The organism is Stenotrophomonas sp. YJH_SMC_25, from assembly GCF_059369595.1.
The window spans coordinates 130512-155377 of record NZ_JCAFSV010000004.1; the positions used below are offsets into that span (position 1 = coordinate 130512).

The 24866-nt window shown below is 66.7% G+C and carries 21 protein-coding genes; 14 read left to right on the plus strand and 7 right to left on the minus strand.

Features of this window, described 5'->3' with window-relative positions; all coding sequences use genetic code 11:
• Window positions 1-55: 55 nt before the first annotated feature.
• Window positions 56-1774: a sensor domain-containing diguanylate cyclase gene (locus tag AC5P7E_RS07175; protein WP_114618359.1), complete on the plus strand. Its 1719-nt coding sequence runs from the start codon at window positions 56-58 to the stop codon at window positions 1772-1774.
• On the opposite strand, the gene xth is transcribed toward AC5P7E_RS07175, so the two are convergent.
• Window positions 1775-2566: an exodeoxyribonuclease III gene (gene xth, locus AC5P7E_RS07180; protein ID WP_012480366.1), complete on the minus strand. Its 792-nt coding sequence runs from the start codon at window positions 2564-2566 to the stop codon at window positions 1775-1777. It lies immediately after the preceding gene.
• Between the two features lie 161 nt (window positions 2567-2727).
• Here xth and AC5P7E_RS07185 point away from each other — a divergent pair, with 161 nt between their 5' ends.
• Entirely contained in the window at window positions 2728-4314 is a 1587-nt protein-coding gene (locus tag AC5P7E_RS07185; RefSeq protein WP_114618358.1) for an alpha-amylase family protein, read from the plus strand.
• Here the strand turns inward: AC5P7E_RS07185 and AC5P7E_RS07190 are convergent.
• Window positions 4284-5270: a TIGR03885 family FMN-dependent LLM class oxidoreductase gene (locus AC5P7E_RS07190; RefSeq protein ID WP_329761664.1), complete on the minus strand. Its 987-nt coding sequence runs from the start codon at window positions 5268-5270 to the stop codon at window positions 4284-4286. The genes AC5P7E_RS07185 and AC5P7E_RS07190 overlap by 31 nt on opposite strands.
• Before the next feature lie 59 nt (window positions 5271-5329).
• Here AC5P7E_RS07190 and AC5P7E_RS07195 point away from each other — a divergent pair, with 59 nt between their 5' ends.
• The 3 genes from AC5P7E_RS07195 to AC5P7E_RS07205 all read left to right on the plus strand — a co-directional run bounded on the left by AC5P7E_RS07195 (window position 5330) and on the right by AC5P7E_RS07205 (window position 7279).
• On the plus strand, window positions 5330-5713 hold the full coding sequence (locus AC5P7E_RS07195) for a sensory rhodopsin transducer (protein ID WP_005409793.1): 384 nt from the start codon (window positions 5330-5332) through the stop codon (window positions 5711-5713).
• A gap of 100 nt (window positions 5714-5813) precedes the next feature.
• Entirely contained in the window at window positions 5814-6680 is an 867-nt protein-coding gene (locus tag AC5P7E_RS07200) for a glucose 1-dehydrogenase (protein WP_114618357.1), read from the plus strand.
• A gap of 5 nt (window positions 6681-6685) precedes the next feature.
• Window positions 6686-7279, plus strand: coding sequence for a mechanosensitive ion channel domain-containing protein (locus AC5P7E_RS07205; protein WP_114618356.1), 594 nt, complete (start codon window positions 6686-6688; stop codon window positions 7277-7279).
• 117 nt (window positions 7280-7396) lie between these two features.
• Here the strand turns inward: AC5P7E_RS07205 and AC5P7E_RS07210 are convergent, their stop codons facing one another.
• Both AC5P7E_RS07210 and AC5P7E_RS07215 read right to left on the minus strand, forming a co-directional pair.
• On the minus strand, window positions 7397-9340 hold the full coding sequence (locus AC5P7E_RS07210; protein WP_114618355.1) for a MacB family efflux pump subunit: 1944 nt from the start codon (window positions 9338-9340) through the stop codon (window positions 7397-7399).
• Window positions 9341-9342: 2 nt separating this feature from the next.
• Window positions 9343-10524 (minus strand): efflux RND transporter periplasmic adaptor subunit, encoded by a 1182-nt coding sequence (locus AC5P7E_RS07215; protein WP_043033373.1) that lies wholly within the window; start codon window positions 10522-10524, stop codon window positions 9343-9345.
• A gap of 329 nt (window positions 10525-10853) precedes the next feature.
• Between AC5P7E_RS07215 and AC5P7E_RS07220 the strand changes: the two genes are divergently transcribed.
• From AC5P7E_RS07220 to AC5P7E_RS07235, 4 genes are all read left to right on the plus strand, one after another.
• Window positions 10854-11318 (plus strand): hypothetical protein, encoded by a 465-nt coding sequence (locus AC5P7E_RS07220; protein WP_111197009.1) that lies wholly within the window; start codon window positions 10854-10856, stop codon window positions 11316-11318.
• A 47-nt stretch (window positions 11319-11365) separates the two neighbouring features.
• Window positions 11366-12082: a response regulator gene (locus AC5P7E_RS07225; RefSeq protein WP_197588747.1), complete on the plus strand. Its 717-nt coding sequence runs from the start codon at window positions 11366-11368 to the stop codon at window positions 12080-12082.
• Window positions 12083-12086: 4 nt separating this feature from the next.
• The gene (locus AC5P7E_RS07230; protein WP_005413562.1) at window positions 12087-13163 is read left to right on the plus strand and encodes an ATP-binding protein; all 1077 of its coding nucleotides are present in this window, start codon (window positions 12087-12089) and stop codon (window positions 13161-13163) included.
• A 155-nt stretch (window positions 13164-13318) separates the two neighbouring features.
• Window positions 13319-14245, plus strand: coding sequence for an ABC transporter six-transmembrane domain-containing protein (locus AC5P7E_RS07235; protein WP_099481569.1), 927 nt, complete (start codon window positions 13319-13321; stop codon window positions 14243-14245).
• 96 nt (window positions 14246-14341) lie between these two features.
• Here AC5P7E_RS07235 and AC5P7E_RS07240 read toward each other — a convergent pair whose 3' ends face one another.
• Window positions 14342-15430: a DNA glycosylase AlkZ-like family protein gene (locus tag AC5P7E_RS07240; protein WP_049450921.1), complete on the minus strand. Its 1089-nt coding sequence runs from the start codon at window positions 15428-15430 to the stop codon at window positions 14342-14344.
• Between the two features lie 104 nt (window positions 15431-15534).
• Complete coding sequence (locus tag AC5P7E_RS07245; protein WP_044570285.1) at window positions 15535-16119, minus strand: TetR/AcrR family transcriptional regulator; 585 nt, start codon at window positions 16117-16119, stop codon at window positions 15535-15537.
• 259 nt (window positions 16120-16378) lie between these two features.
• Between AC5P7E_RS07245 and AC5P7E_RS07250 the strand changes: the two genes are divergently transcribed.
• A complete protein-coding gene (locus AC5P7E_RS07250; protein ID WP_114618353.1) occupies window positions 16379-18574 on the plus strand; it encodes a TonB-dependent receptor in 2196 nt (731 codons plus the stop codon).
• 157 nt (window positions 18575-18731) lie between these two features.
• On the opposite strand, the gene AC5P7E_RS07255 is transcribed toward AC5P7E_RS07250, so the two are convergent.
• Window positions 18732-19397: a TraX family protein gene (locus tag AC5P7E_RS07255; protein ID WP_005409805.1), complete on the minus strand. Its 666-nt coding sequence runs from the start codon at window positions 19395-19397 to the stop codon at window positions 18732-18734.
• Between the two features lie 113 nt (window positions 19398-19510).
• On the opposite strand from AC5P7E_RS07255, the gene pip reads away from it, so the two are divergent.
• The 4 genes from pip (at window position 19511) to AC5P7E_RS07275 (ending at window position 24774) form a co-directional block, all read left to right on the plus strand.
• Window positions 19511-20458 carry a prolyl aminopeptidase gene (gene pip, locus AC5P7E_RS07260; RefSeq protein WP_043033599.1) on the plus strand — a complete coding sequence of 316 codons (948 nt, stop codon included), beginning with the start codon at window positions 19511-19513 and terminating at the stop codon, window positions 20456-20458.
• A 424-nt stretch (window positions 20459-20882) separates the two neighbouring features.
• Complete coding sequence (locus AC5P7E_RS07265) at window positions 20883-21182, plus strand: hypothetical protein (protein WP_005409807.1); 300 nt, start codon at window positions 20883-20885, stop codon at window positions 21180-21182.
• 63 nt (window positions 21183-21245) lie between these two features.
• Window positions 21246-24005, plus strand: a complete 2760-nt coding sequence (mgtA, locus tag AC5P7E_RS07270) for a magnesium-translocating P-type ATPase (RefSeq protein ID WP_099498295.1) — start codon at window positions 21246-21248, stop codon at window positions 24003-24005.
• A gap of 31 nt (window positions 24006-24036) precedes the next feature.
• On the plus strand, window positions 24037-24774 hold the full coding sequence (locus AC5P7E_RS07275; protein ID WP_049448085.1) for an MgtC/SapB family protein: 738 nt from the start codon (window positions 24037-24039) through the stop codon (window positions 24772-24774).
• Window positions 24775-24866 lie beyond the last annotated feature (92 nt).

Consider the following 24866-nt stretch of genomic DNA (forward strand, 5'->3'; position numbering starts at 1 on the left):
CGTAGCGCCAGACAGCCGCTGCAACCGCCCTCGCCACCCAGCCCTGAAAAGCGCCATGGACGAAGCCGAACGACTGCTCGAAATCGAACGACTGCACCTGTTGGATACGCCACCGGAGCCGGTGTTCGATGCCATCGTCGCCGCGGCCCGCGCCGGGACCGGACTGACCATGGGCCTGATCACCGTGGTGGCCGAAGACCGCCAATGGTTCAAGGCCAACATCGGCCTGGAGGGCGTCAGCGAGACCGCCCGCGAGATCTCCTTCTGCACCCATGCCATACGCCAGGACGAGCTGTTCGAGATTCCCGATGCGCGCCAGGACCCACGCTTTTCCACCAATCCACTGGTCACCGGTGGGCCGCGCATCCGCCACTACGCCGGCATTCCCCTGGGATCGACGCACGGCGCACGCATCGGCACGCTGTGCCTGCTCGACCCGATGCCCGGCGTGCTGTCACCCTCCCAGCGCGAACTGATGGTGCATCTGGCTCGGGTCACCACCCAGGTGCTGGAACAGCGCAGCACCCTCATGGCGCAGGTTGGCCAGGCCAAGGCGCTGCATCGCGAGCTGAAACGCAGTGAGGACTTCCTGGAGCGTACCAACCGTGCCGCACGGGTAGGCGGCTGGGAGATGGACCTGCTGACCAACGAGGTGCGCTGGACACGGGAAACCAAGCAGTTGCATGGCGTACGCAGCAACTTCACGCCCACGTTGGAGACCGCACTCTCGTTCTATCGCGAGGACAGCCGCAATATCATCCAGGCGGCGGTACAGCGCTGCATCGACGAGGGGACATCCTGGGAAGTACAGCTGCCGATGACCACGGCCGACGGGCGCGCGATCTGGACCCGGGTGGTCGGCAGCCGGCAACAGGTCGACGGCCATCCGCGCCTGGTCGGGGCGATCCAGGACATCACGGACGAACGAGCCGCGCTGGACGCGCTGGAAGCGAGCGAAACCCGCTACCGTCGGCTGTTCCACTACAGCCTGGGCCTGATCTGCACCCACACGCTGGATGGGACATTGACCTCGGTGAATCCGGCGGCGGTGCAGTCGCTGGGCTTCGAGGAAAGCCAGATGATCGGGCGCAGCCTGTGTGACTTGATGCCGCCGGAAAAACGCGAAGGTTTCAGGGCCTACCTCGCCCGGGTCCAGGCAAACCACACCGACGCTGGCGTGATCGAGCTGATTGCCGCCGATGGTACGCGCCACTACTGGGCGTACCACAACGTGCTCGACAACGAAGCCAGCCCGCCCTACGTGCTGGGGCATGCACAGGACGTCACCGCGCTGAGGATGCAGGAGCAGCAGCTGCGCGACATGTCCTTCAAGGATCCGCTCACGCAGTGCTACAACCGGCGTTACCTGCACCGGCTGGATGAACTGATTGACGAGCGCTGGGCCTGCGTGATGTTCGATCTGGACCATTTCAAGCACATCAACGACACCCAGGGCCACCGCCGTGGCGATGCCGTGCTGGTCGAGTTCGCCACCTTCCTGCGCTCGCCGCTGGGCAAGGACGAGACCGTGGTACGGCTGGGTGGCGACGAGTTCATGGTAGTGCTGGTCGCGCCAGCGAATGGCCGCCTAAGCGAACTCGAGCACTGGTACCAGGACCACGCCGCGCTTTCGCCCAGCGCGTTCTCGATGGGCGCGGCCATCAACACGGCCGGTGAGCCCGTGGCCGACACCATCCAGAAGGCGGACAGCCGCCTGTACCGAACCCGCGCGCGCGTGCGTCGGGAGCGACGCGAAGACCCTGCCGCGCGTTGATCACGCACGCACCGTCACCCAAGCCGGTGCGTGGTCGCTGGCCTTTTCCTGCAGCCGCACCCAACGGTCGACGCCCGCATCCTTCAGTCGTTCCGCCAGTACGGGATTCAACAGCAGATGATCGATGCGCAGCCCACGGTCGCGCTCGGCATGCTGGCGGAAATAGTCCCAGAAGGTATAGATCGTGGCGTCGCCGTGCACCTTCCGCAGCGCATCGGTCCAGCCCTGCGCGAGCAGCCGCTCGAAGGCATCGCGAACCTCGGGCTGGAACAGCGCATCGCGCCGCCAGGCCTTGGGATCATAGACATCGGCGTCTGTGGGAATCACGTTGAAATCACCCAGCAGCAGCGCCGGGTGCGGCAGCTCGACCAGGCTGCGTGCATGCCGGATCAGGCGTTCCATCCAGCGCAGCTTGTAGTCGAACTTGGGTCCGGGCTGCGGGTTGCCGTTGGGCAGGTAGAGGGCACCCACGATGACGCCGTGCACCGCCGCCTCCAGGTAGCGACTCTGCGTATCCTTGGGTTCGCCCGGCAATCGGCGGCGGCTCTCGACCGGCATGGTGCCCCGGGCCAGCAGCGCCACGCCGTTCCAGCGCGCCTCACCCTGCCAGAGTGCACCGTAGCCGGCCTGTTCCAATGCCGCAGCGGGAAACGCGGCGTCGGTCGCCTTCAGTTCCTGCAGGGCAACCACGTCCGGCGATTCCCTGTGCAGCCAGTCCAGCAGCTGCGGCAGGCGCGTGCCGATGCCGTTGACGTTGAACGTCGCAATACGAAGCGTTTTGCGGCGGGGCATGGATAAAGGTTCCTCGGCGCAGCGGGACGAGCATTCACTCTGCGCGCCCGGGCATGCACGGGCCGTGGATGCCACGTCATGATGCGGTGCCATTCGGTTCACGAACCGCTGCCACGGCGCACAGCAGGCTGGTCACCCGTGAACAGTGCCGGAGAAGCCCCATGGCGGTGCGTCCGCTGCGCGCGATCTACCAGGTCGACCCGTATCTGTTCCGCGACAGCCAAGGCCGCGGCTGGGGCACCCTGGATGGCATCACCGAAAAGCTGGACTACCTGCAGTGGCTCGGCATCAGCCATGTGTGGCTGCTGCCGTTCTACTGCAACGCCGGCCGTGATGGCGGCTACGATGTCACCGATCACTACCGCATCGATCCACGCCTGGGCGACGAGACCGCCTTCCAGCGCCTGGTCGATGCGGCCGACCTGCGCGGCATCGGCATCATCGTCGAACTGGTGATGCAGCACACCGCCAGCGCGCACCCGTGGTTCGTCGCCGCACAGCAGGGCGACCCGGCCTGGCGCCGCTGGTACCTGTGGAGCGACCACATGCCTGACGACGGCCTGCAGCCGATGTTCCCGCCGATCGAGACCGCTGTCTGGACATGGGATGCCGAGGCCGGCGCGTTCAACCGGCACATGTTCTACCGGCACGAGCCAGACCTCGACCTGGCCCATGCGCCGGTACGCGAGGAACTGCTGCGGGTAATGACGTTCTGGCTGCAGCGCGGCGTGGCCGGCTTCCGCGTGGACGCCGTTCCGTACATGGTCAAGCGCGCCCGCCACGCCGACCCGCGCGACGGTGGGCTGTGGCTGCTGGAGGCGATGCGCGCCACGGCAGACGCGCAGCAACCAGGGCTGCCACTGATCGGCGAAGCGGATGTCCGCGCGTCCCACTACGGTGACTTCCTGTGCCACGGGCGGCGGCTTTCGCACCTGCTGGATTTCCACCTCAACAATCATTTCTTCCTCGCACTGGCACGTGGCGATGCCAGCGAAGTGGCGCGGGTCATGGCCGAGTACGGCCCGCACGCGCCGCCGGACACACGCATTGCCTGGCTGCGCAACAATGATGAACTGGACCTTGAGCAGTTGGAGCCGGATGAGCGCGAAGCGGTGATGGAACGCTTCGCCCCTGAGCGTGGCATGCGCATCTATGGCCGTGGCATCCGCCGCCGGCTGGCACCGATGCTGGAGGGCGACATCGCATGGCAGGCCATGGCCTGGGCGGCGCTGCTGTCGCTGGGCCAGGTGCCGGTGATCCGCTATGGCGAAGAGATCGGCCTCGGTGATTGCCTGGAACTGCCCGAGCGCAATGCCGTGCGCATGCCGATGCACTGGCATAACGGCCCAGGGGCTGGGTTCACCGACGAACCGCGGCATGCCTGGCGCGCGCCACCGGCAGACGGCCCCTACGGTTACCGCACGGTGAACGTCGAGGCGCAACGCGCGACGCCAGGTTCACTGCTGCTGCGGGTGCGCGAGCTGCTGCAGCAGCGCAATGCACATCCCGCGCTGCAGCAGGGTCCTCACACGCTCGACCCGCCCTCACCTGCGCTGCTGATGCTCCGCTACGGTGAGGCACCCCATCAGGCACTGGCACTGATCAACTTCGGCGACGAGCCGGTCGAGGTGGACGTACCCCTGCGCGGTCCGCTGAACACGCTGGTGGGCCACGGCGCCAAGCTGCAGGGTCGCCGCTGTTACCTGGAGGGCCACGGCTATACGTGGCTGGCTGCCGAAGGTGCCTGAGTGCGCAGCGCGGGCAGCACGTGTTCGGCGAAGTCATCGATGAAGCGTTCCTGCTCGCGGTTCACGTTGTGCAGGTAGATGCGATCGAACCCCATTCCCTGCAGCTCCTGCAGCCAGGCCCGATGCTGGCCCAGGTCTGCCGAGACATGCACGTGCTGGCGCACCATCTCGGCGCTGACCGATCGGGCCTGTGCTTCGAACTGTTCGGGCTGGTCCAGGCCTTCGGCCAGTTCCGGCGACAGCACGTTGGCACTCCACTGCTCCATCGCACCTTCCAGCGCCGCCTGTTCGGCGCGCGCGTAGGAGAGCTTGGCCTGCAGGTACATCGGCTTGCCCCTGCCACCGCCTGCCTCGAACGCTGCCACCACACGCTGTAACTGCGCCAGCGGTTGGCTGATGGTGATCAGACCATCGGCCCAGCCCCCCATCCAACGTGCAGTCTCCTCCGTGACCGCTGCACCCAGCAGCGGCAGGGGAAGCGCCGGGCGACTGTAGAGCCGTGCCTGGCGCACCTGGAAGCCACCGTCGTGGTCGACGTGCTCGCCACCCCACAGCCGCCGCATCACCTCGGCCGCATCGCGCAGTGCCTTCTGCCGCTCGCGCTTGGCTGGCCACGCCTGGCCGGTGATGCGCTCGTTCAGGGCCTCGCCGGTACCCAGCGCCAGCCAGATCCGGCCCGGCGCCAGCTGCTCCAGCGTCGCCGCTGCCTGTGCCACCAATGCCGGGTGCTGGCGCAGCATCGGGCAGGTCACCATGCCCAGGGTCAACGCGCTCTGCACCGCCAGCGCACCGGCCCACACCCAGCTGTGGCCGGACTGCCCTTGCGCAGTCGTCCATGGATGGAAATGGTCCGAGCACATCACGGCCTCGAATCCCGCCTGTTCGGCGCGCAGCGCCAGGCCCATCAAGGTGGCGGGCGGGAACTGCTCATGCGATGCGTGGTAGCCGATGGTCATCACGGATTCCGTGCGGGGACTGGACACGATGGCAACACCCCTCCAGCTAAAACAGCGTCATGGAAACGAACGCTTCCTGCATCGGGCATCGACGCTGGGCTATCGCCGAGGGCTACATTCCAGCCTGGAGCAACGGCCCGTCACCGGAGATGCAGAGTCACGAAACCTGCTGCGTACTCAATGCCGGCGACGAGCCCGCGCATGTCACGCTGACCCTCTACTTCGAAGACCGTGATCCGGTGGGCCCCTACCGGGTCACCGTGCCGGCGCGACGCACCTGTCACCTGCGCTTCAACGACCTGCAGGATCCGGCGCCGGTGCCGCGCGGCACCGGCTTTGCCACCCTCGTTGAATCCGACCAGCCGATCATCGTGCAGCACACGCGGCTGGATTCACGGCAACCGGCCAACAGCATCATGACCACGATCGCCCATCCGTTGTGAAGTCCTCCGCGCAGGCGTCCACGCTGCAACGACACCGCGCCCTCCGGCCGTTTACCCGTATAGGGGGAGACTGGCGCCGGTTTCCTTACGGAGAGTGACGATGGCCCTGTCCGACTACCCACGCCCGCCCTTCCCCGCCCAACAGCAATCCTTCCCCGGCAAGACCGCGCAGATGCAGCCGCGGCCGGACCACGGCGAGAACAGCTATCGCGGCCATGGCTTGCTGCAGGGCAAGAAGGCACTGATCACCGGCGGTGACAGCGGCATCGGCGCAGCCGTGGCCATCGCCTTTGCGCGCGAAGGCGCCGACGTTGCCATCGCGTTCCTCGATGGTGAGCAGGACGATGCCCGCCATGTGCAGCAGCAGATCGAACAGGCCGGGCGCAAGGCCGTGCTGGTGCCGTGTGACATCAGCGACCCGGCACAGGCGCGCTCGCTCGTGGACCGCGTGGCCAGCGAACTGGACGGCCTCGACATCCTGGTCAACAACGCGGCCTACCAGCGCTACTACGAGCACTTCGACGACATCACCCTGGATGACTGGAAGCGGACGTTCGATACCAATGTCCATGCCGTGTTCAATCTGATCCGGTTGTGCGTCCCGCACCTGCGCGGTGGCGGCGCGATCATCAACACCGCATCGGTCAATTCCAAGCGGCCGACCCCGAACATCCTTCCGTACTCCGCGACCAAGGGCGCGGTGGCCAACCTGACGCTGGGGCTGGCGGGCCTGCTGGCCGAGCATCAGATCCGCGTCAATGCGGTGCTGCCCGGCCCGATCTGGACGCCGTTCATTCCGGCAGGCATGGCCGCCGAGGAGGTCGAGCAGTTCGGCTCGCAGACGCCGTTCGGCCGCCCCGGCCAGCCAGCCGAACTGGCATCGGCCTATGTGATGCTGGCTTCGGACAGCGCCAGTTATACCTCTGGTGCACTGCTGACCATTTCTGGCGGCGCGGCGACGCTGTAGCCTCCATGACCGGATTGCCTGCCTGGATCGAGGACTGGCTGACCGTGGTTGTGCCGGTGGCCGAGGTGCTGGCCATCCTCGGCGTCGCGTGGGTGAAGGTGCGTGCGCTGGCGTGGCTGCTGGTGCAGGCCCGGCAGCGCGGCAGGCTGGCTCCAGAGCTTCATGTCGGCCTGCGTCGCGGCGGTGCCTTGCTGCTGTATCTGGCGGCCGCGCTGCTGATACTGGAGCGGTTGGGCGTTTCGCGCTCGGTGCTGTGGACCGCGCTGACCGGGTTCATGGCCGTCGGCGCGGTGGCGTTCTTTGCCGCGTGGAGCGTGTTGTCCAACCTGTTCTGTTCGTTCCTGATCGTCGCCACGCGCCCATTCCGCATCAATGACACCATCGAAGTGCTGGAAAGCGTGGACAAACCGGGCCTGTGTGGTCAGGTGGTGGACATCAACCTGATCTACACCACGCTGAGTGATCGTGGCGAAGGCGCGCGCGGTTGCCTGCTGCGCGTGCCCAACTCGTTGTTCTTCCAGCGCATCACCCGGCACTGGGGCGACAGCGGCTATGCGCAGCTGCCAGGAAGCGTGCCGATCAAAGGCAAGGCGCGCTGAGTCGCTGTAGCGCCGAGTCCATGCTCGGCTCGCTGCGCGCGGCGCAGGGCGCATCGCGGTCTGAACGGAGAGCAGCCGAGCGTGGGTTCGGCTTTACACGTGCCATAGCAGGCGAGCCTACTCCGCCGCCAATGCTTGGATCGGGTCCAGCTGCGCGGCATTGCGGGCCGGGAAGTAGCCGAAACCCAGCCCGATTGCAGACGAACATGCCAGCGCGGCGAGCACCGGCCCAGGCGTGAACAGGAACGGCACGCCCAGTGACAGCAGACTGGACAAGGCCCCCACGCCCAACGCGGACAACACGCCCAGCACCCCACCGAACAGGCAGATCAGCACGGCCTCGATCAGGAACTGGCGCAGGATGTCGCCCTGCCGGGCCCCCACTGCCAGCCGCACACCGATCTCGCGCACGCGCTCCTTCACCGACACCAGCATTATGTTCATCACGCCCACGCCTCCGACCACCAGCGCCACCGCCGCAATCGCCGAGACCAGCGCCGCCATGGTCTGGCTGGACTTCATCACCGCCTTGCGGATCTGGTCCGAGTTGTAGATGAAGAAATCGCGGCGCCCATGCAGCCGCTGCAGCTCTGCGCCCAGCGAGGCTTCAGCTGCACGGGTTGGTACGTCATCGCGCACGCGTACGGTGATGCTCTCCAGCCGCTGGCTGCCAAGCAGGCGCGAGGCCGCCGAGGTGTAAGGCACGTAGACCGTGGGCGTCGCGCCGCCTGCGAATGCACTGGCACCCACCACCCCGATCACGTCCACCGGCATGCCGCCCAGCAGTACCGTGCCGCCGATCGGATTGCCGTTGAACAGTGCTTTGGCCGCCTTCTGGTCGAGCACGGCCACCGCGCGATGCGCCTCCACCTCGGCATCGGTGAAGAACCGGCCCGCCTTCAGGCGCAGCCCGCGCACACGGGGTAGATCAGCGCCCACGCCAAGCACCTGTGTGTTGGCGCGCCGGTTGCCCTGCAGAGCGGCCACCGAGCTGCTCAGGTTGGGGCTTACGCTGTCTACGTAACTCAATGCGGCCAGGTGATCGGCATCGTCCACGACCAGCGTTTCGATCTCGGCCGAGCGCGGGTCGCCGAAATCCGCACCCGGGAAGATCTCCAGCGTACTGGCACCCAGTTCGTTGATCTGTGACTCGACCTGCGCCTGTGCGCCCTTGCCCAACGCGACCACGGTCACCACCGCAGCCACGCCGATGATGATGCCCAGCATGGTCAGCAAGGTGCGCAGGCGATGGGCCAGCATCGAACGTACCGCCATCCGTGCCGCTTCCCTGGTCGCATCCAGGCGCGCGCGGCGCTCGGCGCCCGGTTCCGTGCTGCGCTCGGGCGCGACGGCCTTGCGTGCAACCGCAGGATCACCCGTACCACGGTCGGATACGACCCGGCCGTCCGCGATCTCGATCACGCGTGAAGCGTGCGCGGCAATCGCCGCATCATGGGTCACCAGGATCACGGTATGGCCCTGCGCATGCAGGCGCTTGAGTTCGACCATCACCTGACTGCCGCTGGCATGATCCAGCGCGCCGGTCGGCTCGTCGGCCAGCACGATGGCGCCGCCGTTCATCAGCGAACGCGCAATGGAAACGCGGTGCTGCTGGCCGCCGGACAGCTGGCTGGGCCGGTTCGTGGTGCGCTCGCCCAGGCCAAGCGTTTCCAGCAGCAGGCGGGCACGCGTGGTGCGCGCATCGGCCTCCACCCCGGCATAGACGGCGGGCAAGGCCACGTTCTCGGTGGCGCTCAGGTTCTCCATCAGGTTGTAGCGCTGGAAGATGAAGCCGAAATGATCGCGACGCAGGTGCGCCAGTTCATCGGGCGACATCTGCTCGGTTGCGGCGCCGTGCACGCGGTAGCTGCCTTCGGTTGGCCGGTCCAGGCAGCCCAGGATGTTCATCAGCGTGGATTTTCCCGAACCGGACGGGCCGATGATGGCGATGAACTCGCCCGCCGCGATGCGCAGCGACACGTCCTTCAACACCACCACCTCGCCGGCGGCCGAGCGGTAGGCGCGCGATACGCCATGCAGTTCCAGCAGCGCGTCGGCCATGCTCACATCCCCAGCAGGCTGGTGGGCTCGGCTTCCGCGCCACTGGGCGCCTGCCCGACCACCACGTTCTCGCCTGCCTTGAGGCCGGACAGGATCTGCACCGCAGTAGCTGTGCGCAGGCCGGTCGTCACCGCGCGCTCGCGGGCACGGCCCTTGGCGTCGATCACCTGTACAGTCGCGCGGTTGCCCGCCTTGTCATCGCTCTCGGACACTGCTGTCAACGGCACCTGCAGCGCGTTGGCGGCGCGCGCCAGCTGGATCGTCACCTTCACCGTCATCGACGGCTTCAGTTTCAGGCCTGGATTGGGTACGTCAAACAGCCCGGCGTAGTACACCGCCTTCGGCGTCTGCGCCGATCCACCCGTGTTGCCGGTGGCCACATCGGCAATCGACGATGGCGCAGGTTCAAGCTGCTGCAGATGCGATTCGTAGCGGCGTCCGCCCGGCCCCAGCGTAGAGAACCACAGGGGTTGGCCAGGCGCGATCAGCTCCACGTCGGCCTCCGCGATCTCGGTGCGAACCGTCATCGTGTCCATCTGTGCCAGCATTACGATGGTCGGCGTGGTCTGCATCGAGTTCAGCGTCTGCCCGGCCTTGGTGACGATGGCCACGATGTAGCCATCGGAAGGTGAGACGATGCGGGTGTAGCCCAGGTTGATCCGCGCCGTTTCCACCTGGGTCAGCGCCTGCTCGATCTGGGCCTGCAGCGCTGCGACGTCAGAGCGCGCCGCTTCGCGCGCCACCCGCGCGGACTCGAAACCTTCCTGCGAGACCAGCCGAGACGCCACCAGCTGCGACTGGCGCTCATGCACGCGGATGGCCTGGGCGTAGCGCGCCAGGCTGGCGGCATGCTGGGCACGCAGCGCATTGGCAGCCGCTTCGGCGCTGCGCAGGGCGATGCGCTGCGGCTGCGAATCCACTTCGGCAATCAGATCACCAGCGTGCACACGCTGGCCCAACACCACATGCAGGCGCTTGACCTGGCCCGATACCTGCGCACCCACCGCCACCAGTTCCTTGGGGTTGACCCGGCCAACGGCCTGCACGGTCCTTTCCAGGTCCGCCACCCTTGCCGGGGCCGTGATCAGCGCGGCATCATCACTTTCGGCGAACAGCCACCAGCCGGTGCCGCCTGCAAGAAGCGCAACGATTGCGGCAATGATCCAGGTCCTGCGGTTGTTCATCGGAAGGCTCGCATGCACGCAGCCACCGGATGTGACCGCAGAAGCCGCAGTCTGGGAGGTGGTGGTGGATGTTTCTTGGAGCCACTGTGGAGATTGCATGGAGGCCGCACATCCGTTCAGGCACGGCGTCCGCTCCTGAACGGCACGGATCGCGTCCATGAAATCTCGACACAATCTCGACCAAGTCTCCATCAACGGCCCCTAGCCTTGTCGGCCTCGCCGACTGCGTTCCCGCCGTGTCCCTCCCGTTTCCTGACCTGCCTCCCATCGATGTCCGCCGCGCCTACCTCGCCTGGTGCGCGCCTTCGCCGTGGCTGCTTGCACTGGTAATGGCGTCGACCAGCGCCTGGATGCTTGCCAGCGCGAACCCGGCGCCGCCCCTGCTCGCGGGCGCCGGTGCCGCCGCGCTTGTGTGCTTCCGCAGCGAAGGCCCCGCCCATTCGGCGCGCACGGGCACCCTGGCGTCACTGGTGCTGATCGGCTTCGCGGCCTGGTCCGCCTCCAGCGCTGGACTGAGTCTCATGCCTGCAGGGATAGCGGCGGTCCTGGTGGCTGCGTTGCTTGCCCGGCGCCTGCGGGCCCTGGTCCGCATGGCCCGCCGCTTGCAGGACCGGGTGGACGCAACGGGCATGCAATCACGGTGGAGCAAGCTGCCTGCGGCCGTATCGGCCCTGCTCGCACAGCACCTGCGCGGGACCGCAACGCTGGCGCCCGCCCTGCAGCACACGCTGGTGCTGGCCACCCTCGCCTGGGCCGCCCACGAAGAAGCACAGACCCTGGAACGGCCACGATGACACCGCCGCCAGCACTCCCCATCTCGTACTTGAAACTGCAGCGTTCAATGAAGACCGATGCACGCACGCGCCAGGCGCCCCTGGTGCTGATTGCCGAGGATGAAGGCGAAATTGCTGACATTCTCGGCGCCTACCTGGCCCGCTCCGGGTTGCGCAGCGCCCGCGCCGCCGATGGCGAAGCCGCCCTCGCCAGCCACCGCCAGCTGCGCCCCGACCTGGTGCTGCTGGACGTGCAGATGCCGAAGTTGGATGGCTGGCAGGTCCTGAGTGAGCTGCGCCGGCGCGGCAAAACCCCGGTGATCATGCTCACCGCACTGGACCAGGACGTGGACAAGCTCACTGGCCTGCGCGTCGGCGCCGACGACTATGTGGCCAAGCCGTTCAATCCGGCCGAGATCGTCGCCCGCATCCAGGCGGTGCTGCGCCGTAGCGCGAAGCCCATGGCAGAAGAACCCAACGGGCTGATCCGGCAGGGCCCGTTCGAGATCGACCTGCGCAGCCATGAGGTCACCGTGCGCACCGATGACCATGTGCACGCTTTGAATTTCACACTCACCGAGTTCCGTCTGCTGGTGCACATGGCGCGCGCACCGCGCATGGTGCACAGCCGGCTGGATCTTCTCCAGACCTGCCTGCCGGAAGGCGATGCGCAGGAGCGCACCGTGGACAGCCACGTCAGCAAGCTGCGCCGCAAGCTGGAGGACGTCGGCATCATCGGCATTCCCGCCACCATCCGCGGTGTCGGCTACCGCTTCCTGGACTGAACCGATGAACCGCAAAGGCAAGAGCATCGGGCGCCAGATCACGCTGTCCATCACGGTCGCATCGCTGTGCTCGACCGTACTGTCGATCAGCGGCTTCTACCTGTTCTATTACCTCATGGAGGTGTTCTATCCACGCTGGTATGACGAGCCGGAGACCATCATGCCGTCAGGGCTGGAGTGGCTGTGGATCGGCCTGACCGCCACCGTGGTGGTGGCACTGGCCACGTTGATCGCCTCGCGTCTGACCCGGCGCATCATCACTCCGTTGAACTCGGTGGCCGAAAGCCTGCGTCGCGTCGCCAGCGGTGATCTTGAGGCACGTGCGCGCGGCGGCGACACCTCGATGGCCGAGGCCGCCACACTGGTCAGCGACTTCAACTCCATGGCCGAGCGGCTCAGCCGGATGTCCGAGAACCGCGTGTTCTGGAATGCAGCGATCGCGCACGAACTGCGCACGCCGATGACCATCCTGCGCGGCCGCCTGCAGGGCATCGCCGAAGGCGTGTTCGAGCCCGGGCCGGAGCAGTTCAACAGCATGCTCACCCAGCTGGAGGGCCTGACCCGCATCATCGAAGACCTGCGCGTGGTGAGCCTTGCCGAAAGCGGTCACCTGGATCTGCGCCTGCAGCGCAGCGATGTCAGCGTGCAGGTGGCGGCGGTGGTCGAAGCGATGTCCGAGGCGCTGACCGAGAGTGGATTCTCGGTGACATTGGATGCACGGCCGTCGCTTGCCGACTGCGATCCGGCACGCATCCGCCAGGCGGTGCTGGCGCTGCTGGAGAATGCACGACGCCATGCGATCCCCTGCCCACTGCGGGTTCGCGTCACGCTGGCCGAAGGCCATTGCACCGTGACCGTTGAGGATGGTGGTCCCGGTGTGCCGGACGACCTTCGCGACAGCATTTTCGAAGCCTTCCAGCGCACCGATGTCTCGCGCTCGCGGCAGAGTGGTGGTTCCGGGCTTGGCCTGGCGGTGGTGCGCGCGATTGCCGTGGCCCATCACGGAACGGCGCGATGCAGGGCGACCGAACGCGGTGGTAGCGCGTTCGAGATCCGCTGGCCGGTGCACGCGCGTCGTTGAGGGCCATCGCTGCCCTGGAAAGCCCGAAATGCCGGAACTGCCTGGGTGGCGTCGACTGTCAGTCGACTTGCGCGCGCAAGCGCGGGTTCTTCCAGCAGTTCGCAAAGAGCAGTCGACCAACAGTCGACTCTACCCCAGACCCACCCAGGCATTCCATGAAACACCTCCATGATCCAGCGGCCGCCGCCGGCAGCATCGGCCAGCAGAATGCGGCCGCCACCCTGAAGGCCATCCTGCGCACCTACCCCTGGCAGCTCACCGGCACGTTCTCGCTGGTCACACTGGAGAACGCACTGCTGCTGGCCTATCCGCTGTTCGCCGGCTTCGCGGTAGACGCGATCATCAGCGGCAACATCGGCCATGCCATCTCCTACGCCGGCGTGGTGCTGCTGTTCTGGTTGGTCGGTGCCGCCCGCCGCGCGGTCGATACCCGGACGTTCACCCGCATCTATGCCGATCTGGCAGTGAGCGTGGTGCAGGCGCAGCGCCGCCTGGGCCAGGCGACCTCCACTTCGGCGGCCCGCGTCGTTCTGGCCCGCGAGTTCGTCGACTTCTTCGAAAAGCACGTGCCGATCATCGCCACCGCACTGGTATCCATGTTTGGCGCTGCGGTCATGCTGCTCGCAATTGAACCGCTGGTCGGGGGTGCCGCCCTCCTCGCGCTGTTCGGTGCTCTCCTGCTGCTGCCGTCGTTCGCGCGTCGCAACGAGCAGTTGCATGGGCGCCTCAACAACCGCCTGGAACAGGAAATCCGACTGGTGGACCGGGTCAGTCCCTCGGTTTTGCGCCGTCACTACACCACGCTGTCACGCCTGCGCATCCTGCTCTCCGATCGCGAAGCCGGCGCCGTGCTGGCCGTCGGCGCGACGGCAGCAGCCCTGTTCGCACTGACCATCGGCCGCCTTGCCACCACCGATGGCGTTACCCCCGGTCACGTCTATGCGGTGATGACCTATCTGTGGACCTTCGCCGGCAGCCTGGACGATGCACCGTCGATGGTGGATCAGCTCGCGCGGCTGAAGGACATCGGCCGGCGAGTCAGCCCCGGCATGGACGATGCGGACCACAAGGACGCCGCTTGACCGGTAGATGCCCACCTTGGTGGGCACCGGCGGGAGCCCGCGCCAACCAAGGTTGGCGGCTACCGGGCGCGATGGGTACCCATGCGCCGCTCGGCGCTACAGGAACTCCGCCATGCGCTGCAGCTCGTCGTCCAGCGCGCCACGAAATACCTTGTCGCGGGCCAGCGACTTGCCGGCATAGCCCACGTTCGACACCAACTCACCTTCGCGCATGCTCAGGTTGGCCCAGCCCACCACCTGGTCGTGCCACAACACCGGCAGTGCGTAGTAGCCATACTGGCGCTTCGGTGCAGGCGTGTACGCCTCGAACTTGTACACCCAATCCCACAGCAACTCGAAACGGCGGCGGTCCCACACCACCGGATCGAACGGCGCCAGCAGGCGCACCTGTTCGTCCGGCGCATGGCGGCGCGAGCGCGGATTTTCGTCCGCCGGCCAGTACCAGGTGGTGCCCTCCAACGTGCAGCTGGCCAGCTGCTGCTTGGCCAGTGCCAATGCCTTGCGGGTCTGCTCGGCCAGGTGCGGAGCGCCATAGCCCAGCAGGCGCACCAGATAGGTCAGGCTGGCCGAAGGCAGCGGTGCGTACTTGCGCACCACCAGATCGATCAGGGCGGCAGCACGTTCGATCTGCGCCTGTTCGCTGGAATCGGGCTCGGCATGATCGGCCACCGCGTAGATGCGCGTACCGCTATCGCGCCGTTGCACGCGCAGCAGGCCGCGGTAGTGCATGCCGTCCAGCAGATGGGTACTGGCATTGCTGGTGCCGCCCCAGTAGTTGGTCACCCGCCCATGCGCGAACGCCTGGTCAACCTCGCGCGGGTGCACGCTGCCACGCTCGCGCACGAAGGCCAGCACGTCGGCCGCACGGCGATGGGTCTCGGCGTCCCACTCGCGTTTGGAGACACGCGGGTGCATCAGTGCCAGATGCTCGCGCGGCAGGAAGCCGTAGTTCACCAGACAATCCTCTTCCACCGGCAGACGCGTGTAGCGGCGCTCCAGGTCACCGGCCCGGTAGTCCTTCACCCGGTGGCGCAGGGTCAGGTCCTGCGCGCGAGCGGGTGCCCGGATCGGGTCGGCCTGCACGAAGCCCAGCCGCCGGATCGCGGTCAGCAGCGTGGTCGGCTTGAACAGGGTGCGCGCCACCGCGTAGCGGCGAAGATCATCGAGAGTGGGCGTGGCAGGCATAGCCGCATTGTATTCTCGACACTACGCGATCCGTCCAGTAGAGCCAGGCCATGCCTGGCTGGCGTCATGGTGAACGGCCACGATCATCCACTCATGGCGTGGATCTACCGAAGCCGCGATACCTCCAGCGAACCGATCACCAACGCCCGCATGCCCTGCTTGAACTCGGTGATCACCTGCCCCTCCTCGTCGTCCGCAATCGCGTAGATCGTGTCGGCGCCGGCGATGCAGTAGAACGCGATCGTGGCCAGCAGCCAGCGCGCCTTGTCCACCGGCAGGCCGAACACCTCGGCCACGTGCGCCTGGTGCGATGCGATCTTTTCCAGCATCGGCGCGGTCGCCACCGTGCGCCGCAGCAGGTAGGGCGGTAGCCCGGGATGCGCCTTCACCACTTCGCACAGTGACTGCACGAACCCCATCAGGTAGGCCTCCAGCCCACCCGGTGCGTCGACCGACGCGCGAGGAATCTGCCAGCGCTGGAACACCGCCTCCGCCACCAGGCGCTTCAACGCCTCCAAGTTGGCTACGCGCTTGTACAGCGCTGCCTGGGTCACCGCCAGTTCGGCGGCCACGTTGGCCATGGTCAGGTTGGGCAGGCCCAGACGGATGCCGATGTCGGCCAGGCGCTCCGGGGTGATGGTGGGCGGGCGGCCACGGCTCGGCGCCGTTGGATCGGGGTGCGTGCTCATACGGTGCCTGCTCTTACGGTGCGCGTCCATACCCTGCTGAGGGTGCCAGTAAAGGGACCCTCTTGTCCGCTTCGATTGATTTAGTTTAACTTACCCAACTAATTCGGAAGGCGTCCAGCACGCTGCCCGTAGTCGAGCCCATGGCTCACTTCCCGCCAGGTCCCCACCCAGCCAACAACCCTGCGCTGCGCCCTACCCCCGTGCTTGCCGTCGGCAGCGCGCCAGGCGCGCTCGCGCCTGCGATTCACAGGACTCTGGCATGACCGTTTACAACTTCACTTCTGCGCAGCTTCGCGCTGCGGCCGCATCCTCCGGCCTGATGCATCCGCCGGGCATGCCCCTGCGTTATCGGGTGTCCGCCTTGGCGTTAGGGCTGCTGGCCTCGTTTGCCGCCCTGGCCGACACTGCACCGTCCACCCTGCCCTCGGTGCAGGTGCAGGAACAGCGCCGGGTCACTGCAGACTATGCGGGCGGGCAAGTGGCTGCCGGCAGCCGCGTCGGCCTGCTCGGTGACAAGGACTTCATGGACACGCCGTTCAGTACGGTCAGCTACACCGAGTCCTTCATCCGTGATCGCCAGGCCAAGGACCTGACCGACGTCATCGCCGCCACCGACCCCACGGTGTTCAGCAATGGCGTCACCGGTGCCTGGAGTGAGAACTACGCGATCCGCGGCTTCGCCTCCAACACCAGCGACACCACGTTCAATGGCCTCAGCGGCATGGCGCCCTACTACCGCACCTCGCCGGAAATGTTCGAGCGCATCGAGGTGCTGAAGGGACCGTCTGCGCTGCTCAACGGCATGCCGCCGGGCGGCTCGGTCGGTGGCAGCGTCAACCTGGTGCCCAAGCGCGCAAGCGAGCAACCGCTGCTGCGGGTCAGTGCCAACTTCGCCTCCGACGCGCAGTTCGGCACCCACGTGGATATGGGCCGTCGTCTGGGCGCCGACAAGCAGTTCGGCATCCGCTTCAACGGTGCCTACCGTGATGGTGACGGCGTAGTCGGCAAGCAGAGCAAGAAGGTACAGCTCGGTTCGCTGGCACTGGACTGGCGCGGCGAACGTGCGCGGGTGTCGGCGGATCTGTACAGCGCCGACGATCGCGTGGACGGCCCGGCACGTGGCGTCGGCCTCGCACCGGGCGTGGCCATTCCGCGGCCACCGCGTGGCGATACGCTGATCAACCCGGACTGGGCCTACGTGGACAGCCAGGACAAGGGCGCGATGCTGCGCGGCGAGCTGGATATCAACGATAGCCTGATGGCCTACCTCGCCTACGGCACCAGCAAGACCGACTACCGCTACAACGGTTCGATCAGCGCGCAGATCCTCAATCCGGCTGGCGACTTCACCACGGTGATCGGCCAGCTCGCCTTCGACATCAAGAAGCAGTCCGGAGATGCCGGCCTGCGCGGTTCCTTCCACACCGGCAGCGTCGGCCACCAGTGGGCCGCCAATGTGACCCATTACCAGCACACCCAGAACGACTACGGCCGGCGCAGCGTGCCCGGCTGGGACTGGACCACCAATCTGTACAACCCGGTGTGGGGCCCGGCCGCGCCGTTCATGGCACCGCACATCTCGCATACCGAGCTGACGCTGGACAGCCTCGGCTTCGCCAACACCCTGTCCTTCTCCGATGACCGCGTGCAGTTGACGCTGGGTGTGCGTCGCCAGCAGGTGGTCAGCGAGACCTTCAGCGTCGCTACCAGTGCGCGCACCTCGCGCTACGACAAGAGCGCGACCACCCCTGCGGCTGCATTGCTGGTGAAGGCCACCGACACGCTCTCCCTCTACACCAACTACGTCGAAGGCCTCAGCCAGGGTGCTACCGCGCCGATGACCGCAGCCAACGCCGGCGATGTGTTCGCACCGTTCCGCACCAAGCAGAAGGAGCTGGGCCTGAAGCTGGACCTGGGCAGCTTCGCGCACACCTTCAGCGTGTACGAGATCAAGCGACCGAGCAGCTACACCGATCCGATCACGAACATCTTCTCGCTTGGTAGCGAACAACGTAACCGCGGGGTGGAATGGGGCTTCTTCGGCGCACCGATGGACGGCGTGCGCCTGCTCGGTGGCGTGGCCTATGTGCAGCCGAAGCTGACCCGCACGGCCGGCGGCGTGAATGAAGGACGCATAGCCACCGCCGTGGCGCAGCGGCAGGCCAAGCTGGGCATGGAATGGGATGTGCCGACCTTGCAGGGCCTCACCTTGACCGGCAATGCCACGGCGATGTCGAAGCAGTACATCAGTGCCGACAATAGTCTGTCGGTGCCGGGGCGTACGTTGTTCGATGTCGGGGCGCGCTACAGCACCACCGTGGCGGGTCGACCGCTTGCGCTGCGCGCCAGCGTGAACAACGTGACCAACAAGGCGTACTGGGGCATGCCGTTGCTTTCAAGCCTGGCGCTGGGTGCACCGAGGACGGTGTTGCTCTCTGCGACGATGGACTTCTGAGCCGGGCGACAAACTGTCAACGGGATCCACGCATGGCGTGGATCTGCCGGAAACTGTAGAGCCAGGCCATGCCTGGCTGGGTTCCATGGTGATCCGCCAAACGCATCCACGCCTGGCGTGGATCTACCGACACAAGGCACGACCACGCACGCACTGATCACGAAAGCACGCGCGCCACCACCGCCAGCACCGCCAGATGCCCCACGTAGTACCCATAGAACACCCAGCGCCAGCGCGGCAGTCGCCACGGCACCCGCGTCGCCAGCACGACCACCGGAACAGCCAGCAGTGCCCAGCCGTTGTGGTTGACCCCGCACACCGCTGCAAGCCCAACCAGCAACAGCCACCACGCCCGATGCCGGAACGCGATCCAGGCCAGCAGCACAGCGCCAACACCGGCCCACTGGTAGTCCACGAACATCGGCAGCACGCCGGCAGCCAGCAACAGCAGCACAGGCCGATTGTTCGCAAACGCATGCACGGCCACCACTGCCAAGGTGAAGGTGAGCAGGATGTTGAGCGGCAGCCAGGAACCGAACGCCAGTGCGTGCAATGGCTGCGCAATCAGCCCCCATAGCGCCAGCCGGCGGATCGATTTGCGCAGGTCGGCGCCCGGCTGGGCCAGGTTGCAGGCCATCACCAGCGCGAACAGCGGGAAGGCGATACGCCCCAGTTCGCTGACCACCGGCACGTAGCCCCCGAAGACCACCTTGGCCACGTGGTCGCCGGTCATGGCCAGCAGCGCGATCCACTTCAGCAGCTCGCGCGCGCCGCTGCCGAGGGTGAGGTTGAACGTGGACGTCCCGGTCGTGGTCGCTTGCATCGCGGAAGCTTATGCGCATCGGCCAGCGCATTTCCAGCGCCGCGCAGGAGGCCACCGCTGCAAGCCGCAGGTGGCGGCGCTATGCTGGCCACCCTGCTTGTGAGATGCCCGCCATGCGCACCCTGTACCCCGCCATCGAACCCTACCGCGAGTTCACCCTGAAGGTGAGCGATCTGCACACGCTACATGTAGAAGAGTGCGGCACGCCCGAGGGCATTCCGGTGGTGTACCTGCACGGCGGCCCGGGCGCCGGTATCTCGCCGACCCATCGCCGCTTCTTCGACCCGACGCGCTACCGCATCGTGTTGATCGACCAGCGCGGCAGCGGCCGTTCCACGCCGTTCGGCGAGCTGCGCGACAACACTACGCAGGACCTGGTGGCCGATATCGAGAAGGTGCGTGAGCATCTGGGCATCGAACGCTGGCTGGTCTATGGCGGCTCCTGGGGTTCGACCCTGTCACTGGCCTACGCGCAGGCGCATCCCGAGCGCGCCACCGGCCTGATCGTGCGTGGCGTGTTCCTCGGCCGCGAAATGGAGAACCGCTGGTTCGCCGAGGCCGATGGGGGTGCGCGCTGGATCTTCCCGGAGCGCTGGGACCGCTATCAGGCCTATATTCCGCACGCCGAACGTGGCGACATGATTGCGGCCTACTGGACGCGCATGGATGGCCCGGATGAGGCAACCCGCGTCGAAGCCGCGCAGGCCTGGCTGGGCTGGGAAGACAACGCCGCCACCCTGCAGCACGACGTGGATGCGCAATCCACCGATGATCCGCTGGATACGCTGGCCAAGGCCCGCATCGAAGCGCACTACTTCCGCAACGGCATCTTCCTGGAACCGGACCAGCTGCTGCGCAACATTGATCGCATCCGCCACCTGCCCGGCGTGATCGTGCAGGGACGCTACGACATCATCTGTCCGCCGCGCAGCGCGTGGGACCTGGCCAAGGCGTGGCCGGAAGCGCGCCTGGAGATGGTGACCTCCGGCCACAGCGCCAACGAGCCGGCCACGGTCGATGCGCTCGTGCGCGCGACAGATGCCTTTGCCGACCGCTTCTGAACAGGTGGGTAGTGCCGGCCGCTGGCCGGCATCCCACCGTGCGAGGTAGTAGCGTCGACTGTGAGTCGACTGCAGTTGGCGACACTGCTTCGAGGCCCGCGCTGCGCGCGATAGTCGATTCACAGTCGACTCTACGGGGCCGGGTATCAGGTGCCAGTCACACCACCCGGCAATACCAAGGTATAGCCCAGCTAACCCACGAGCCTCTAGGCCAGCCCCATTCAGGGGCGGACAATAGCGCCATTGGCCAGGGCAATCCTGGCCGGCACCCTCCCCTCCTGGAGACGCAGATGGACCCCGACCCTGCCGGGCGCACCGCGCCCCCGATGCCCGCAATCCGCCTGTTCCTGGCGCCTGCCCGCCGGTCCCTGCCTGCCTGAGTGACGGGGGACCGCCAGGCGCCGCTTGCCTGGAGATCGCCCCCATGTCCTACAAGATCCTCTACATCACCCTGCGCCGCCTGATCGGCGAGCGCGATGTTGCCGGCCTGCGCAGCCAACTGTTGCAACACGGCCCCGTGATGTTCGCCCGTTCGCTGTCGCTCGGTTCGCCGCGCGTGGTGGCCGATGCGCTGTCGCTGCTGCCGATCAGCGAGCGCATCACCGTGCTGCGTCATCTGCCCTACCCCCTGCGCGATGCCATGAAGCCGCTGTGCATCGGCGGCAGCCAGCGCCTGCACATGCAGCCGTGGTCGCCGGCGGTGCTGGCGATGCGCCACGCCTGACCTGTTCCAACCGTTCCGTTCGTGTTCCGGCCGCGGCCGGCTCTGACATTCGAGGAGAGTCCCATGAGCCTGCTCAACGCCTGGTTCAATGCCTTCCTGCGCAGCCGTCGCGCAGGCAACCTGTTCCGCCGCCGTGCGATGCCCGAAGCTGGATTCGGCCCGGGCAGCGCCGAAGCTGCGCCGTTCGCGCTTACCACCGGCCTGGTCACCCTCGCCCAGCAGGAGGAAGCCGAGCTGCTGGCCACGCTGGAATCGCACGCCGACGGCCTCAGCCCGCATGAGGCCGAGGAACGGCTGGCCACGCTTGGCCCCAACGAGGTGGATCACGAAAAGCCGCTGCCGTGGTGGCGGCACCTGTGGCAGTGCTACCGCAATCCGTTCAATCTGCTGCTGACCGTGCTGGCGGCGGTGTCCTGGCTGACCGAGGACATCAAGGCCACCGTGGTGATCGGTGCGATGGTGCTGCTGTCCACGCTGATCCGCTTCGTGCAGGAGGGGCGTTCGAACCGTGCCGCCGAACGACTGAAGGCACTGGTCGGTAATACCGCACGCGTGCTGCGCCGCAATCCGGGTACCGAAGCCGCCGATGTGGCTGACCAGTACTTCGGTGCGCACCTGCACAGCCGCCGTCCGGCGCGCCTGCTGGACCTGCCGATCCGTGAGCTGGTGCCCGGCGACCACATCGTGCTGTCGGCAGGCGACATGATTCCGGCCGATTGCCGCGTGCTGACCGCCAAGGACCTGTTCGTCGCCCAGGCCGCGATGACCGGCGAATCGCTGCCGGTAGAGAAGTTCGCGCACCCGGGCGACGGCCTGGCCGGCCTGCTGGAACAGCACAACCTGCTGTTCATGGGCACCAATGTGGTGTCCGGAACGGCCACCGCCGTGGTGCTGGCCACCGGCAACCGCACCTACTTCGGCACGTTGGCCCAGCGCAGCGCCGCCACCGACCGTGCGCCGACCGCATTCCAGGCCGGCGTCAACAGTGTCAGCTGGCTGCTGATCCGCTTCGCGCTGGTGATGGTGCCGTTCGTGCTGCTGATCAACGGCTGGACCAAGGGTGACTGGACCGAGGCGTTTCTGTTCGCGCTGTCGGTGGCGGTGGGCCTGACGCCGGAGATGCTGCCGATGATCGTCACCTCCACCCTGGCCAAGGGTGCGGTGCTGCTGTCGCGGCGCAAGGTGATCGTCAAGCGCCTGGATGCGATCCAGAACTTCGGCGCCATGGAAGTGCTGTGCACCGACAAGACCGGCACCCTCACCCAGGATAGGATCGCACTGGAGCGTCACACCGATGTGTTCGGCCACGATTCGGAAGACGTGCTGAAGTTCGCTTACCTCAACAGCCACTTCCAGACCGGGCTGATCAACCTCCTGGATCGCGCGGTGCTGGAGCACGTGGAGCTGCAGAGTTCGCTGCGGCTGTCGCAGGACTACCACAAGGTGGATGAGATCCCGTTCGATTTCGAGCGCCGCCGCATGTCGGTGGTGGTGTCCGAGCGCGAGGACCACCATGAGCTGATCTGCAAGGGCGCGGTGGAAGAGATGCTGGCGGTGTGCAGCACCGTTCGCGAGAACGGCCAGGACATGCCACTGGACGAGCACCGCCTGGCCCGCGTGCGGCAGACCACCGAGGAACTGAACGAGCAGGGCCTGCGCGTGGTGGCGGTGGCGATGAAGGAGACCGCGGCCAGTCAGAGCGCCTACTCGCAAGCGGACGAGTGCGGGCTGACCCTGGTCGGCTACGTGGCCTTCCTGGACCCGCCGAAGGAGTCCGCTGCGCAGGCGCTGCAGGCGCTGACCGCACACGGTGTCGAGGTCAAGGTCTTCACTGGCGACAACGAACTGGTGACCGCCCGTGTCTGCGCACAGGTGGGGCTGGACGCGGACACCATCCTGACCGGCCCGCAGATCGAGCGCATGGACGACGGCGCGCTGTCGCGGGCGCTGCACCACCATCGCGTGTTTGCCCGGCTGACGCCGCTGCACAAGGAGCGGCTGGTACGCGAGCTGCGTGCGCAGGGCAAGGTGGTCGGCTTCCTCGGCGACGGCATCAACGATGCACCGGCGCTGCGCGCAGCCGACATCGGCATCAGCGTGGACAGCGCGGTGGACATCGCCAAGGAGGCGGCCGACATCATCCTGCTGGAAAAGAACCTGATGGTGCTGGAAGAAGGCGTCATCCAGGGCCGGCGCACGTTCAACAACATGCTGAAATACATCCGCATGACCGCCAGTTCCAACTTCGGCAATGTGTTCTCGGTGCTGGTGGCCTCGGCCTTCCTGCCGTTCCTGCCGATGCTGCCGCTGCAGCTGCTGGTGCAGAATCTGCTGTACGACATCTCGCAGATCGCCATCCCGTTCGACAACGTGGACGAGGAGCTGGTGCGCAAGCCACTGAAGTGGAACCCGGCGGACATCGGCCGCTTCATGGTGTTCTTCGGGCCGATCAGCTCGATCTTCGACCTGACCTGTTTCGCGCTGATGTGGTACGTGTTCGATGCGCGCACGCCGGCCGACCAGGGCCTGTTCCAGTCCGGCTGGTTCGTGGTCGGCCTGCTCACCCAGACCCTGATCGTGCACATGATCCGTACGCCGAAGCTGCCGTTCCTGCAGAGCATCGCCGCGCCTCCACTGCTGCTGATGACCGGCCTGATCATGGCCATTGGCGTGGCCCTGCCGATGAGCCCGCTGGCCGGCTACTTCAAGCTGCAGGCGCTGCCGGCCGGCTACTGGCCGTTCCTGGTGGCGATCCTGTTCGGCTATGCGGTGCTGACCACTGCGCTGAAGCGGTTCTACATCCGTCGTTACGGCTGGCAGTAAGCGCCCGCCGCCTTGTCCAGGGAGAATCACAATGGACATCAATCCGAACCTGCCGGCGTTCAACGCCGGCGCAACCCTGAGTTCGCTGATCAGCCTGTCGGTGGCGTTCGTGCTGGGCACGGCCATCGGCCTGGAACGGCAGCTGCGCCAACGCACCGCCGGCCTGCGTACCAATACGCTGGTGGCGGTGGGCGCGGCGGTGTTCGTCGACCTGGCCGTGCGCTTCCATGACCTGTATGGCGGACCACCCTCGCCGCTGCATGTGGTGGCCTATGTGATCTCCGGCGTCGGCTTCCTCGGCGCCGGCGCGATCATGAAGGACGGTGCGCAGGTGTCCGGCCTGAACACCGCCGCCACCCTGTGGGGATCGGCGGCGGTGGGCGCCTGTGCCGGCATCAAGCTGCTGCCCGAGGCGGTGTTGGCTGCGGTGTTTGTGCTGGCCGCCAACACCCTGTTGCGGCCGGTGGTGAACCGCATCCAGCGGCAGCCGCTGCCGGAAGCGTTCAGCGAGGCGACCTATGCGATCAACGTGGTCTGCCAGCGCGAGCAGCAGGCCGAGGTGCTGGACCAGCTGTTGCTGCTGCTTGAGCAGGCGCAGTACCCGGTACGCGCGGTGGACCAGCGCCCGTTCGGCGAGCGCGACGTGGAGATCGAAGCGGTGCTGTATGCCACCACGGTGGATGCCGGCGAACTGGATGCGGTACTGGCGACGCTGGCGACCACGCCCGGCGTGCTGCAGGGGTTCTGGAACGCCAGCCTGGAGGAGTAGTGCCGGCCGCTGGCCGGCAACCCCATGATCCCCGGACGCACCGTGCATCGCTTTGGTGGGTGCCGACCGTTGGTCGGCACAGAACCTTCAGA